The organism is Corynebacterium propinquum DSM 44285 (genome assembly GCF_000375525.1).
GTDB lineage: Bacteria > Actinomycetota > Actinomycetes > Mycobacteriales > Mycobacteriaceae > Corynebacterium > Corynebacterium propinquum.
On the sequence record NZ_AQXC01000001.1, the window covers coordinates 1 to 13,167 of the forward strand.

Below are 13,167 nucleotides of genomic sequence, written 5' to 3' on the forward strand. Positions count from 1 at the left end.
TGGCGCTGTCGTAGGTTGCTGGTCGGCCGTCCTCATGGCCGCTGGTAGCTTGTGTTTCCTGGCTGGCTAAGGTTTGTGCTTTGGTGAGTGCGTTCTGGCCCCAGTTTTGCTGCCTGGCGATCTCTACAGGGTCGTCAGGCAGCTGCGTGTGTAGGTACAGCCACCAGTCGCAGGCGATGCGTTGGTGCTCGTCGCGCAGTCCGCGGTGGGCGTGCATTAATTGCTTGATCTGCGAGTTCACCCCGCCTTCCAGGCTGTTGGTTGTGCGTTCTAAACGTTGGCCTTCTTTAGCTTGGGTGAGGTAGGCAAAGAGGTGTCCTTGTTAGCTCATTTTCTTTAGTTGTAGGTAGATTCCGCGGTGAACATCGTGGGTGTACCACCATTTTTTGTTGCCGCGTTTGGATTTCGGAATCTGCTCGAAGGGCACGTCTTTGACGTAAGTCCTGGCTTTGAGCTGGGAGCTAAATACGGTGCCGAATTGGTGTAGCTTGACTGTCCATTTAGCTGCTTTATCCAGATTGTCAGCGGCGAGCAGTTCAAAGGAAAGCCGTTGTAGTGCTTTGCCCATCGGCAAGGTGGGGTGAAGGCCTGTGGCGCGTTGGATATTGCGTTTTACGTGGACAATGCAACGTTGAACCGGGGTATTAGGCCATAAGCGGTGTAGTGCTTTAAGCCCTCCGGAATCCCCATCACAGGTCACCAGTTGTGGTGGGGCTAGTTCGTCCAGCAGGCGCATGTAGGACCAGGAAGATTCCTTCGTGCACCAGAACCAATTGATGACATGGCTGGAGTCAGCAGCCACGACAAGGCACTTGGTGTTGAAATAGGTGCCGTCGATGAAGATTTGATCGTAGATTCGCTGCTTATCAACATTTCGGGGAGGTTGGATAAACCAGAACGTTTTAAAGCGGCGTTGCAGAGTTCGTGGTGAAACTCCACAACTTTTAGCTGTCTGTGCCAGGCTGCGGCCAGAGATAAGCCACAAGATGAAAAAGGCGAAACCATTTAGCTTGTACTGCGTCGTCATTAGCGCGGGTGAAGGTGGCCTTGCAGGTGCGGCATCGCCATCGTTGGCGACCGGTACTCGTTGTTCCGTATTTGGTACACGCCCCGCTACAGACGGGACATCGAGGATGATTCTTACTCATCCTCCCATCGTGAATCTAGGCAACTAGCACACCAGCACGCCCCTGGCGGTATTTCCGGCCCGAGGCCGGTTTATCCCTCCAGATAAGTGAAATAATCCTAATAACAACCCGCCAGAGCGGTTAACCATACAACCTCACCAACACATCCTGTCGTTTAGGCCCATTCTGTGTGGGGCGCTCGTGACCTATTTTTCGCTAGTTAACCTTCGCACGGCTTCACGAATAATTTGTGGTTGTTTACAAAAAGCGAAGCGTACTTTATATTTCCAGGGCTCCGGGTTATCGGTAAACGCTGACAACGGAATAGCGGCAACGCCCTTGTCGATAGGCAAACGCTTACAGAATTCTTCTCCGTTCATTCCAGATGAAGCAATATCCGCTACTACGTAATACGTCCCCCGTGTGCCATGGACCGTAAAACCTGCTGCCTTCAACCCATCTACGAGAATTTCTCGACACTCATTGAGTACATCGACCATGCCGTCCAGCCAAGCATCTTCGTGCAAGAGTGCATGCGCTACCGCTGGTTGAAATGGTGTCGTCGAGACGAAGGTCGTAAACTGCTTCGCCTTAATTACTCCATCCAATCGGTGTGGTTGCGCGATTGCCCACCCCGTTTTCCAACCAGTGCAGTTATAAGACTTAGCCGCAGACGAGACCGTCACTGTGCGTTCTGCCATTCCGGGCAAGGATGCAATAGACACGTGTTCTGCGTCGTCATATACCAGATTTTCATAAACTTCATCAGCCAAAACCAGCAGGTCGTTCTTCGTGCATAATTCAGCGATGCCGACTAATGCTTCCCTGCTAAATACAGCGCCGGTCGGGTTGTGCGGGGTATTAAGCACAATCATCGCGGTCTTGTCGGTGATCGCTTCGGCCACCGCGTCTATATCAATATCCCATGTGTTTTCTGAGGCCTTGAGCGGGACCGCCACCCGGGTGGCGTCGGCAAGAGCAATTGCGGCAACATAAGCGTCGTAATACGGCTCCAGGACAATGACTTCTTGCCCCGGTTCCACTAATCCCAGCACGGTGGCACTGATTGCCTCGGTCGCACCCGCTGTGACCACGACGTGGTCGGTAGGAACGTCATATTTCGTTGCGATGGCGTCGACAAGGACAGGTAGTCCACGCAGCGGTGCGTACTGATTATTCCCAGCTGCGATATTTTGCTGGGCTATTTCTAGCATTCGCTGTGGTCCGTCAGAATCTGGAAATCCCTGCCCAAGATTGATCGCATCGTGCTCATTCGCCAGCTGCGTCATGGTGGCGAAGATCGTCTCGCCGAATTGCTGGAGCCGTCGTACAGTCATCGTTTCCTCCAATATGGCCGTGGGGTGGTGGCTGCGGGTCGTTTTGTCTTCTACTTTTTCATGGATCGTTGGTTAATTCGCTAGTTTCTGGTCTTATAATCGGCAAAACTGCAACCGCTATCCGGTGCGTACACTCCGCGCTGCTCTCGTTTCGCAGAAGCAACCGCTTCCTGGATTTCGCGATAAAAGCGGTCATTCGGTTCCACAACGATGGGTACGGCAAGGCCTGCTGCGGCGACCTCTTTATTCACTAACGTGTCGTCGACATAGACACCGGCTAATTCGCGGCCATAATGGTCGGTTGGTTCTTGGTCATACTCGAGCCGTACCCGCGTGCCCTCAGGGATGAGTTCTTCAAGGAAGTGCTGTGCCTGTTCGGCATAGCACTCTTTTCCTATTTCCGGGGTATCGATATTCAAAAGGCGAACACGGGTGGTTTCTTGTTCGCCTGGTTTCGAAACCCGAATGGTATCGCCATCGATGACATGATCGACGGTTGCCATTTGGGTATCATCGCTGGTGTGGTTTGCGTCTTGGGCGTCATCGTCCAACAGTTGGTAGCCGCCGTAAACGAGACTCGCCACAATAATGAGGCCGATGCTCGATGTAGATTTCCTGCGAGCGGATTTTCCGAGTGACACTATTTGCTTTCGTGTGTTCGTTAATGCTGACAGTTCGAAGCCTCCGACTTACGTCGTCTCAGCGCTATGCCAATGGTTTTTGCGCACGTCGCAACCAGGCGGGGCAACGATCCGCAGTATGTGGGCTTGGTCTAATCTTCCTGTTCTAGAGTATATGCAGTTATCTTCGCTGGGTTTCGTTCGCTAAACTGGCGTCAAACGGGCACAATTTTCGCATAGTGAAACGGCGTACAGAAGAAAGCCGTACAGATGTCAGCGCAGAATATTCGGTGCGGTGAAACGTTCGCAGACACTAACGCCGCAGGACTAGCGCAGAATAATTAGAAAGAGGATCGTGTATGAATCAACCCCCGCGCGGGCAACGGCGAACAGGCAACAAAGGCAAAAAGCGCACTCACAATCAGAACCGCGGCGACAAGAATTTTGGCTCTCAGCGCTCGTCGAAACCGAATCGGGGTCCGAACAAGCCTGGTTTCCGTGAAGACCGTCTGAATAAGCGCTCTGTCGATCCTGATTTGCCGGACGATATTGATCCAAACGACTTAGATCCGACCGTCTTGCAGGACTTGAAAGTCTTGTCGAAAGACAACGCCGATGCCGTCGCCAAGCATATGATCATGTCGGCGACGTTGATGGAAGAAGATCCTCAGCTGGCACTCCGGCACGCGCGGGCGGCGAAAGATCGCGCTGGCCGGGTGTCCGTGGCACGCGAGGTCAACGGCATTGCGGCCTATCATGCTGGTGAATGGAAAGAAGCTTTGTCCGAATTGCGCGCTTCTCGCCGCATGCACGGAGGGCCGGGACTATTAGCCGTGATGGCCGATTGCGAACGCGGATTGGGACGCCCAGAAAAAGCCATCGAGCTTTCTCGTTCACCGGAAGCCCGGCAACTTCCCGCCGACGAAGTCATCGAGCTTGCCATCGTGGCTGCTGGCGCGCGCTTAGACCAAAACCAGGCGGACAGCGCGGTGATCACTCTGCAGCGTGCGAACCCAGACAAAACAGACCGCGGTATGGCAGCAGTGCGTTTGAGCTATGCCTACGCCAATGCGTTGCTCGAAGCAGGGCGTCGCGACGAAGCACTCGAATGGTTCCAGCACGCCGCTGCCATCGACGAAGAGGAATGGACCGACGCGGAAATTCGCCTGGAGGAGTTGCAGAAAAACTCATGAGCTTACTAGATAATCATGACGGCCTACTAGTTGATCTCGATGGCACGGTCTGGAACGGTGATACTGCTATTGAGGCCGCGATTTCGGTGCTCAACGACGTTGACGTGCCGGTGGCGTTTGTGACGAATAATGCCTCGAAACCGCACTCTGCTGTCGTGGAAAAATTGCAGAAATTAGGCATCGCGGACGAGAAGCCCACGGTGTTTAACTCTGTGGATGCGGTGCTCGAGGTGCTGGCGGAGGAAGCTAGTCCTGGCTCGACCGTGCTGGTCGTGGGGGCAGAGTGGTTGCACGAAGTCGTGCGCAATGCAGGCTATGAAGTCGTGACTTCAGCCGGGCAGGACCCATCGAATTCCGGTATCGCAGCTGTTGTGCAAGGCCACAACCCAGAGAACGGCTGGGCGCAGCTTTCAGAGATAGCGCTTGCCGTGCGGGCCGGGGCACGCTACTTGGTTACGAATGCGGATACTTCTTTGCCCACAGAACGCGGTTTTTGCCTGGGAAATGGCGCGCTTGCTGCTGCGGTCACGGCGTCGACGGATGTTTATCCGCGTGCAGCAGGAAAACCTGAGCCAGAGTTGTTTAAGTTGGCTGCGCAGAAAATCGGTGCGAAAAACCCGTTGTGTATTGGCGATCGTCTGAACACCGATATCGCTGGTGCGAATAGTGCTGGTTTCGACTCTTTGCATGTTTTGACTGGGGTTTCTGGCGCCATCGAATTACTTGAAGCCCCGCCTGAGCACCGCCCAACCTATATCGGTGCTGATATTTCCGACGTCTTGTCCCCGGCGCAACAGCTGGTTCCCGGGCCGCAGGGTGATTTTACTGCCCGCGGTGACGGCCACGATGTGTTGCTGGAGCGCGGAATTGAGCACGTGGATAACACTCAGGCCAATACCAGTCAGCACAATACGGCTGCCGCGTCCCTGGCTGTATCCCTGGCCGCGCTGCGTACTGTGCTGGAAGTTGCGTGGGCTATGCCGAAGCCCCCGCGTTATATTCACCCACGTTCGGTCGCTGCTGAACACGCAGTTGCAGACTGGAGATAGTCCATGCCAGTCCCCAAACCGCGCGATCCGAATGCACCGGCCATGACACCGGCAGAGCTTGCCGACGAGCTAGCCGAGGTTTTCGCACACCCGGCGACGGACCTCGAAGGCGAGGCTGAGCAGTTAGAACGTGCGCACCAGGTATTGCAACGTGGGCTGCAGGAACAATAGCGGGGGACTAACCCAGCCAGGTAATCGTCTGTAACCGTCTGAGGAGAAACGAGTAACGATGCAGCATGTCCACAACCCACCCCGGAAGCGTCTGGACGCGTTTCTGGTGGGGAAGATGCTTGCTCGGTCTCGGGAGCACGCGGTCACACTGATTAAAGACGGTGTGGTTACTGTTGATGGTTCGGTGGCACGCAAGCCATCGTTGCCGGTCACCGACGACGCACACGTGCTCGTGAATGCTAGCAGCGAACGGGAATGGGCTTCACGTGGCGCGTATAAATTGCTGGGCGCGCTTGAGCAATTCGAACCAGAAGGGATGAACCTTGCTGGAAAGAGGGTCCTCGATGCTGGAGCGTCCACCGGCGGTTTTACTGATGTGTGCCTGCACCGTGGCGCCAGTGAAGTCGTTGCTGTCGACGTCGGGCGCCAGCAGTTGATTCCACGGCTGCGGCACCACTCTCAGGTACTGGTGCGCGAGCGGACCAATCTGCGCCATGTCACCACTGAGGACACGAATGGTTATTGTGATGCAATGGTGGGCGATTTGTCGTTTATTTCCTGGCGCTTGGTGTTACCGGCTATCAACGGTGTACTGGCCGACGGCGCCGACCTGCTACCAATGGTCAAACCACAATTTGAGGTGGGGAAACAACGCCTAGGTAACCGCGGGGTGGTGCGTAGTGCTGCGTTGCGGGAAGAAGTGACCCGCGAGATCGCGGAGTTTGCTGCGCAATTGGGCTTGTCGACGCTCGGTGCGGGGGCCTCGCGCCTGCCTGGTCCAAGTGGAAACGTAGAATACTTTTTATGGCTGAAGAAAGACGGTGGCGCACAGATGCCGTCTTCGCACACGCTGCACGAGCTTATCCACAAAGCGGTTGAGGAAGGACCACAGTGACGAGGTTGAATACGGTTGCTGGTAGCAACCAACGCGTCAGCGATGAACGCGTCGTCTTGTTGGTTCCGCATACCGGCAGTATGGGTAATGTTGCTACCACCGAACGTGTCGTGCGTTTGTTGGCAGCAGCAGGGATTTCTGTGCGCATCGTGGTGGATGATCGCACCGATGGTATTACCGAGCACGACTATCTTTCTCAGTACCCCCTGGTCGAGGCCGAGCCCGAGGCTGCACGGGGCTGCGAGCTAGTACTCGTGCTTGGTGGGGATGGTACATTTTTGCGCGCTGCTGATCTCGCCCATGCGGTGGATGTCCCGGTACTCGGCGTGAATATGGGGCATGTCGGGTTCCTTGCTGAGTGGGAAGAAGAATCGCTGGAAACCGCGATCGAGCGCGTCGTCAAGCGTGATTACCGCATTGAAGACCGCATGACCATCGATACGGTCGTGGTAGACGCCACGGGGATGGAAGTAGGCCGCTCCTGGGCACTGAATGAAGTCAGTATGCATAGCCAAAACCGGCGAGGTGTGCTTGATGCCATCCTGGAAGTTGATGGGCGCCCGGTGAGTTCCTTTGGTTGCGATGGGGTGCTGATTTCCACCCCGACTGGTTCGACGGCTTATTCGTTCTCTGCTGGTGGTCCCGTGTTATGGCCGGAACTTGATGCAATTTTGGTTGTGCCGAATAACGCACATGCCTTGTTCGCCAAACCGTTGGTGGTCTCGCCCGCGTCGACGGTGGCAGTCGAATCAGCCTCGCAAACTGAGGAAGCAATCGTGATCATGGATGGCCACCGTCAGATCACTATGCCTCCGGGGTCGAGGGTAGAAGTTGTCCGCGGCGCGCATCCGATCCGTTGGGTACGCTTGGATGATAAACCGTTTACTGATCGTCTGGTGAACAAGTTTTGGTTGCCGGTGGAAGGATGGCGGGGCCCGCGCGGTTTGCGCCAGAGGCACAGCGGGAACAGTGCTAATAATGGCAGCGACAAAGAACAAGCACGAGGGGGAGGCGAGTAGCCAAGGTTATGCTCGCGGATATCACCATTGAAGATTTGGGCGTGATTCATCATGCCTCTGCGGAATTATCGTCTGGGTTGACTGTGCTCACCGGTGAAACTGGTGCCGGTAAAACCATGGTGGTTACCGGTCTTCGCTTGCTCGCAGGTAGCCGCGCTGATGCGTCGCGCGTGCGTACGGGGGCGAAAAAGGCCGTCGTGGAAGGCAGTTTTCTTGCCGACGAACTGAGCACTGTCGCACAAGACGCCATCGCTGAAATCGTCGAAGCGGGAGGGGGATCCGCAGATGAAAACGGCGAATATATCGTCGCGCGCACCGTTAGCGCCCAGGGCCGGTCGAAAGCTCATTTGGGCGGGCGTTCCGTACCCGCGGCGAAGCTTGCTGAATTTTCTTCCTATGTGCTGGCTATTCATGGCCAAAATGACCAGCTACGCCTGTTGGCTCCCGATGAGCAACGCGCGGCGCTGGACCGGTTTGCACCCGAGAACGCTGCATTGCTGCGCGATTATCAACTGCTTTATCGGGAATGGAAAAAACTCCAGCGTGATCTGAAAATCCGTACGGAATCACGTCGTGAGCTGGCCCAAGAAGTAGACCGTCTGCAGTTCGCCATCGACGAGATTGATGAGGTATCTCCGGAAGCGGGTGAAGATGAACAATTAATCACTCGTATTCGTCGGTTACAAGACGTGGATTCATTGCGTGAGCAAGCTATGGCGGCGCTTTCTGCCATTGATGGTCCGGAAGCAGCAGGCGGAGATGGCGGCTTTAGCGAAACTGATCCGGCCTCGACTTTGCTGGGACAGGCGGAATCTGCCGTGCGCGGTTCTGATGACCCACAACTGGCTGCTTTAGCCGACAAACTCGGTGATATCACGACCCAGCTTGGCGAAATTTCTGCAGAGCTTGGCGGTTTTTTGGGGGAGCTACCTGCAGATCCCGATCAACTCGAAGCTGCGCTGCAGCGCCAGCATGCATTGAAGTCTTTGACTCGCAAGTATGCTCCGACGATCAGTGAGGTTGTCACCTGGCGCAATGAGGCTGAGCAGCGGCTAGCGAGCATCGATACCTCTGCGCAAGCGTTGGATGAGTTACAGAAAAAAGTTCGAGCTGCAGAAAAATCTATGCTCGCGGCAGCGAAGAAACTGTCCACGGCTAGGCGGAAAGCCGCTGGTGAATTGCAGGAAGCAGTGACTGCCGAAATCCGCGGTTTGGCGATGCCCAAAGCCCGTTTGGAGGTTGCAGTCCGAGACATCGCGCCTGGCGAATACGGTGCTGATGAAATTGAGCTGCTGCTTGCACCTAATGATGCGGCACAGGCACAACCGCTATCGACGGCCGCCTCTGGTGGTGAATTATCCCGCGTCATGCTGGCGCTGGAGGTTATCATTTCTGCAGAAACTACAGGTGCGACGATGGTCTTCGACGAGGTTGACGCCGGGGTTGGTGGCCGTGCGGCGGTAGAAATTGGCCGTCGCCTGGCCAGGCTTGCGGTGCATAACCAGGTCATCGTCGTCACGCACTTACCGCAAGTGGCTGCCTATGCAGATACGCATTTGCACGTCGCGAAGGAAGTCACCGATGACAGTGTCACCTCCGGCGTTGTGACGCTCGACCACGAGCAGCGGGTCGAAGAACTCGCGCGCATGCTCGCTGGGCTTGATGACACGGAGACCGGGCGCGCCCATGCTGCAGAACTCTTGGAAAAAGCCAGTAAAGACAAAAGGAAGAAAGCCTGAGTGCTCTAAGGCGCGCCTTGGCCACTACCGGCCTGAACGCGTGTTAAATATCCTGGCATGGGGTTGTTTAACAAAGATGCCGATCTGCCTGGAATCCAGGCCACTGTGCGCGATTGCACTCCTGGTGGAAAGGGAATGCGTAAATTCCACCGTGGCGATATCGCGGTGATCAACGCTGCCGATATCACCCGGCGGGAGGCGCAAACCCTCGTGGACGCTGGCCCGTCGGTAGTCATTAACGTTGCTCGGTTTACCGAAGGCGGCGTGCCGAATTACGGCCCACACATGTTGCTTGACGACGACGTCGTGCTGCTAGAAAACGCTGGGGAAGGCTTCGCTTCTGCGATGCGCGAAGGCAAGAAGGCGCGTGTGACCGAAGACGGCGAGATTTACCTCGGCGAACGCTTCATCGGCAAAGGCGAGTTGGTCAACCGGGAGGCTGCAGAAAAATCTTTTGCGGAAGCCCAGCAGTCCCTGATTGATCACATGGAAGCCTATTTTGGCAACACCATTCAGTTCATTCATTCCGAAGGCCCGCTGCTGATCGATGGTTTGGGCATTCCGGATATTCCGGCAGGGCTGGCTGGTCGGAAGGTGCTCGTCGTCAGCCCCGGCGTGCAGCATCGTGCGCAGATCAAAAATCTGCGAAATTTTATTCGCGAATACCGTCCGGCAATCATCGGCGTGGAACAAGCCGCCGATACTTTGCTGGAGATGGGGTATACCCCGGAGATTATCGTTGGCAACCCCACCGCGGTAGAAGCCGACACGCTGCGCTGCGGTGCACAGGTTGTTTTGCCTGCCGACCCGGACGGTCATGCCCCGGGGCTGGAGCGGATTCAGGACCTTGGCGTGGGGGCTATGACCTTCCCGGCAGCGATCGAGAATGCCACGGATTTGGCGCTCTTGTTGGCGGATTATCATGGTGCTAGTTCTATCGTGAACGTCGGCAGCACGCTGGATCTGCACGATATTTTCCAGCAGGAAGAACATGCTAGCCCGGCAGCGTTGTTAACCCGCACCAAGGTTGGTTCCAAACTGGTGGATGCTGACACGGTTATTAGTCTGTATCAGACGAGCCGGGGAGTTGCTGCTGGGTGGTTGTGGGCAGCGCTGGGAATCCTGGTGGCTCTCGCGGCATTGGTGGTAATCGTCGGTGTTGCTGGAAACGGTAATTTTGCCGAAAATATCACCGATACCTGGGACAATATTTTCTCGACGGTGCAAGGTTGGTTTAGCTAATGGCTGGTGCCTCACGGACAGGAGTTGGAATCGCGGGAGCCGGAATCGGTCTCGCTTTAGGTGCGGGCCTGGGAGTGTTCTTGTTGAGCCCGAATATTCCGGGTGCCACCAGTGCCGATACGTCCGCAGCTACCGTGGCTAGTTCTGAACACGAAGCGTTGGAAGCCAAAGAGCAACGCGCGCAGCGTAAGGCCGCAGCAGCAGACGAGGTGGTGGCAGCGAGTGGCCAAGACATCATCGACGGCGTGCTCGATGAGCAACCAGTCCTCGTGCTCGCAACTGCCGACGCTGACGAGGACGACGTGGAAAAACTTCGCGCATCTTTGCAGCGTGCTGGAGCGATCGACTCTGGTGTGATCAACTTGGCGGAGAAGTTTTTCTCGCAAGATGGTGCGGATGAGTTGAAGACGATCGTCGCAAATACCTTGCCTGCTGGCACAGAGCTTTCGGCTGAGAATCGGGATCCGGGCACACATGCAGGACAGGCCCTTGGTGCGGCCCTGACTTTTGCTGCGGGTACGGATTCGCCGAATTCCACCACGGAGGATCGCGGCTTGTTGCTTGAGACTCTCGCGGATGCCGAGTACCTCGATTATGAATCTGGCACTATTTTGCCAGGTCAAGCCGTTGTCCTGGTGACAGGTGCTGGTGCTAACGGCGGGGCTGCCGACAGTTCGGCTGAATTCGTCGCGAAAAACCAGGCAGCCTTTGCCCAGGCCTTGGACGAGGCCGGCGGAGCTACCGTGGCTGCCGGACGTGCGGGAGATGCCGATGCCACCAACGCGGTGGAGCAATTGCGTGCCAACGATGCCGCCACGGCAGCCGTCAGCACTATCGATGCCGTCGATCAAACCTGGGGGCGTTTGGCGACCGTACTAGCAGTTGCCGAACAACTGCAGGGTGCTAGCGGCGCCTATGGATTTGGTGACAGCGCCGATGCGGTCTTGCCTGACCATGATGGCGACGAATCCGCTGCTGAATCACAAAATTCACACGGGCGTTCCGAGAATGAATAACCGGCAGGCACTAGAACCTCAACAGTCGCGTCAGCGAGGTCAGCACGTTTTTTCCACGCTGAATTCTGAACTGCTCGCGCAAGGGCCCATCGTTGGGCTGCGCCGGGATACTGTTTCGATGCCGGGCGGGGGCGAGGCCACGCGGGAAATCCTGGAACATTTTGGTTCTGCAGCAATAGTGGCATTGGATGCTGACAACCGTATTGCGCTGCTACACCAGTATCGCCATGCTTTTGGCCAGCGGCTGTGGGAGATTCCCGCTGGCTTGCTGGATCATGCGGGTGAGACGGCATTCGAATGCGCCCAGCGTGAGTTGTTGGAAGAAACCGGGGCTCAGGCAGCACGGTGGGCAGTTCTCGGCGATATTGCTCCTAGCCCGGGGATATCGGATGAGGCCACCCGGATTTTTCTCGCCCGAGATATCAGCACAGCAGACCAGGATCCGGCTACGGCGGGTGCAACTGGTTTAGCCGACCAGGTCGGTGATTCTGGGGATGAAGAAGCCGATATGGAGTTGGCCTGGATAACTCTTGCCGACGCCGTCGCCAAAGTCTGTGCCGGTGAGATCACTAACGCTTCGGCCGTGGCGGGCATCTTGTTTGCGCACCACCATGTGGTAGCAGGCACGCAGCTGCGCAGTGTGGAAGCTCCATTTGCATTGCGTCCCACCGCGTTGGCACAGCGTCGGCAAGCATCCGGAACGGTGCAACCGGGTGCAGCGTTGACCCAGGTAACCGAGACAGACAACCACGAATAATGGCTGCTGCAGCGCAAGAGATTGCCGATACCTGGCTCGACCACCTAGCGGTGGAAAAGGGGCATTCCGATAACACGTTGCAGAGTTATCGACGTGATATCCGGCGCTACCTTACCTGGTTAGAACAACTTGGATATTCGCACCTAGACCAGGTAACCGCGGCGGATCTGGAAGGATATTTGCGCGATCTGCAGACTGGATTTGCAGGCTATAAACCGTTGGTAGTGGCGTCGACGAGCCGGGCGTTCATAGTGGTGCGGGGATTACACAAGTTTGCGTTGAGTGAAGGAGAATTGGCAGAAGATGTGGCCGCGGGGATTGCTCCGCCGAGTGCTGCACAAAATTTGCCGGATGCCTTGTCCATTGCCGACGTTGAACGCTTGTTAGACGCAATCCCGAATGGTGAAGCGGCAACCCCGGTGAATATCCGGGACCGGGCTTTATTGGAATTGTTGTATTCCACGGGCACTCGTATTTCGGAGGCTTTGAATCTGAGCCTGGACGAATTTCGTCATGCTGCCGACGGCGAACGGATCCTTCGCGTGACCGGTAAAGGCTCGAAACAACGTATCGTTCCTATCGGTCAAGCTGCGATCGATGCGTGTAACGAGTACGTTGTACGGGCCCGGCCGATGCTGGCGAAAGGAATTAGCCACGCTTTGTTTTTGAATACACGTGGTGCACAGTTGAAGCGACAGTCAGCGTGGAAGGTGCTACAAGAAGCTGCGCAACAGGCGGGGATTAGCACCAAGATTTCACCGCACACGCTGCGGCATTCCTTCGCCACGCATTTGCTTTCCGGCGGAGCCGATGTGCGTACCGTACAGGAATTATTAGGTCATTCTTCAGTAACTACTACGCAAATTTATACTCACGTGAGTGCGGACGATATGCGGGAAGTTTGGGCGCAGTCGCACCCCCGGGCGTAGGGCCGAAGGGATGTAAGTATGTAATGTTAGTGACTAACATCATAGCAGTGGTGTACTATGGTGACTATCATTA

Annotated in this window: 12 protein-coding genes and 1 pseudogene; 10 read left to right on the top strand and 3 right to left on the bottom strand. The window is 56.0% G+C overall.

Annotated features, from left to right (window positions below; genetic code table 11):
- The 3 genes and pseudogenes from B142_RS14245 to B142_RS11380 form a co-directional block, all read right to left on the bottom strand.
- Nucleotides 1-1,148 (bottom strand): annotated as a pseudogene (locus B142_RS14245) (IS1249 family transposase); the annotation flags it as partial.
- A gap of 185 nt (nt 1,149-1,333) precedes the next feature.
- Nucleotides 1,334-2,464, bottom strand: a complete 1,131-nt coding sequence (locus B142_RS0100020) for an aminotransferase class I/II-fold pyridoxal phosphate-dependent enzyme (RefSeq protein WP_018119483.1) — start codon at nt 2,462-2,464, stop codon at nt 1,334-1,336.
- Nucleotides 2,465-2,544: 80 nt separating this feature from the next.
- A complete protein-coding gene (locus tag B142_RS11380) occupies nt 2,545-3,048 on the bottom strand; it encodes a thermonuclease family protein (protein WP_018119484.1) in 504 nt (167 codons plus the stop codon).
- A gap of 395 nt (nt 3,049-3,443) precedes the next feature.
- Between B142_RS11380 and B142_RS0100030 the strand changes: the two genes are divergently transcribed.
- From B142_RS0100030 to xerD, 10 genes are read left to right on the top strand one after another with little or no spacing between them, the layout of a single operon-like run.
- Nucleotides 3,444-4,277 carry a tetratricopeptide repeat protein gene (locus B142_RS0100030; RefSeq protein ID WP_018119485.1) on the top strand — a complete coding sequence of 278 codons (834 nt, stop codon included), beginning with the start codon at nt 3,444-3,446 and terminating at the stop codon, nt 4,275-4,277.
- The gene (locus tag B142_RS0100035) at nt 4,274-5,326 is read left to right on the top strand and encodes an HAD-IIA family hydrolase (protein ID WP_018119486.1); all 1,053 of its coding nucleotides are present in this window, start codon (nt 4,274-4,276) and stop codon (nt 5,324-5,326) included. Before B142_RS0100030 ends, B142_RS0100035 begins: the two co-directional genes overlap by 4 nt.
- A 3-nt stretch (nt 5,327-5,329) precedes the next feature.
- Nucleotides 5,330-5,497 carry a hypothetical protein gene (locus B142_RS13790; RefSeq protein ID WP_018119487.1) on the top strand — a complete coding sequence of 56 codons (168 nt, stop codon included), beginning with the start codon at nt 5,330-5,332 and terminating at the stop codon, nt 5,495-5,497.
- A gap of 58 nt (nt 5,498-5,555) precedes the next feature.
- Nucleotides 5,556-6,392 carry a TlyA family RNA methyltransferase gene (locus B142_RS0100045; RefSeq protein ID WP_018119488.1) on the top strand — a complete coding sequence of 279 codons (837 nt, stop codon included), beginning with the start codon at nt 5,556-5,558 and terminating at the stop codon, nt 6,390-6,392.
- The gene (locus B142_RS0100050; protein ID WP_018119489.1) at nt 6,389-7,411 is read left to right on the top strand and encodes an NAD kinase; all 1,023 of its coding nucleotides are present in this window, start codon (nt 6,389-6,391) and stop codon (nt 7,409-7,411) included. Before B142_RS0100045 ends, B142_RS0100050 begins: the two co-directional genes overlap by 4 nt.
- Before the next feature lie 8 nt (nt 7,412-7,419).
- Complete coding sequence (gene recN / locus B142_RS0100055) at nt 7,420-9,150, top strand: DNA repair protein RecN (protein WP_018119490.1); 1,731 nt, start codon at nt 7,420-7,422, stop codon at nt 9,148-9,150.
- A 57-nt stretch (nt 9,151-9,207) separates the two neighbouring features.
- A complete protein-coding gene (steA, locus tag B142_RS0100060; protein WP_018119491.1) occupies nt 9,208-10,392 on the top strand; it encodes a putative cytokinetic ring protein SteA in 1,185 nt (394 codons plus the stop codon).
- Nucleotides 10,392-11,408, top strand: coding sequence for a copper transporter (locus B142_RS0100065; protein WP_018119492.1), 1,017 nt, complete (start codon nt 10,392-10,394; stop codon nt 11,406-11,408). Before steA ends, B142_RS0100065 begins: the two co-directional genes overlap by 1 nt.
- Nucleotides 11,401-12,165: an NUDIX domain-containing protein gene (locus tag B142_RS11385; RefSeq protein ID WP_018119493.1), complete on the top strand. Its 765-nt coding sequence runs from the start codon at nt 11,401-11,403 to the stop codon at nt 12,163-12,165. The genes B142_RS0100065 and B142_RS11385 overlap by 8 nt, the downstream gene beginning before the upstream one ends.
- The gene (gene xerD / locus B142_RS0100075) at nt 12,165-13,094 is read left to right on the top strand and encodes a site-specific tyrosine recombinase XerD (protein ID WP_018119494.1); all 930 of its coding nucleotides are present in this window, start codon (nt 12,165-12,167) and stop codon (nt 13,092-13,094) included. Before B142_RS11385 ends, xerD begins: the two co-directional genes overlap by 1 nt.
- Nucleotides 13,095-13,167: the final 73 nt, after the last annotated feature.

Bases quoted from the DNA above. Each gene is read 5' to 3' on its own strand.
- B142_RS0100020 (WP_018119483.1), bottom strand. From the start codon at position 2,464: ATGACTGTACGACGGCTCCAGCAATTCGGCGAGACGATCTTCGCCACC.
- B142_RS0100030 (WP_018119485.1), top strand. From the start codon at position 3,444: ATGAATCAACCCCCGCGCGGGCAACGGCGAACAGGCAACAAAGGCAAA.
- B142_RS0100035 (WP_018119486.1), top strand. From the start codon at position 4,274: ATGAGCTTACTAGATAATCATGACGGCCTACTAGTTGATCTCGATGGC.
- B142_RS13790 (WP_018119487.1), top strand. From the start codon at position 5,330: ATGCCAGTCCCCAAACCGCGCGATCCGAATGCACCGGCCATGACACCG.
- B142_RS0100045 (WP_018119488.1), top strand. From the start codon at position 5,556: ATGCAGCATGTCCACAACCCACCCCGGAAGCGTCTGGACGCGTTTCTG.
- recN (WP_018119490.1), top strand. From the start codon at position 7,420: ATGCTCGCGGATATCACCATTGAAGATTTGGGCGTGATTCATCATGCC.
- steA (WP_018119491.1), top strand. From the start codon at position 9,208: ATGGGGTTGTTTAACAAAGATGCCGATCTGCCTGGAATCCAGGCCACT.
- B142_RS0100065 (WP_018119492.1), top strand. From the start codon at position 10,392: ATGGCTGGTGCCTCACGGACAGGAGTTGGAATCGCGGGAGCCGGAATC.
- B142_RS11385 (WP_018119493.1), top strand. From the start codon at position 11,401: ATGAATAACCGGCAGGCACTAGAACCTCAACAGTCGCGTCAGCGAGGT.
- xerD (WP_018119494.1), top strand. From the start codon at position 12,165: ATGGCTGCTGCAGCGCAAGAGATTGCCGATACCTGGCTCGACCACCTA.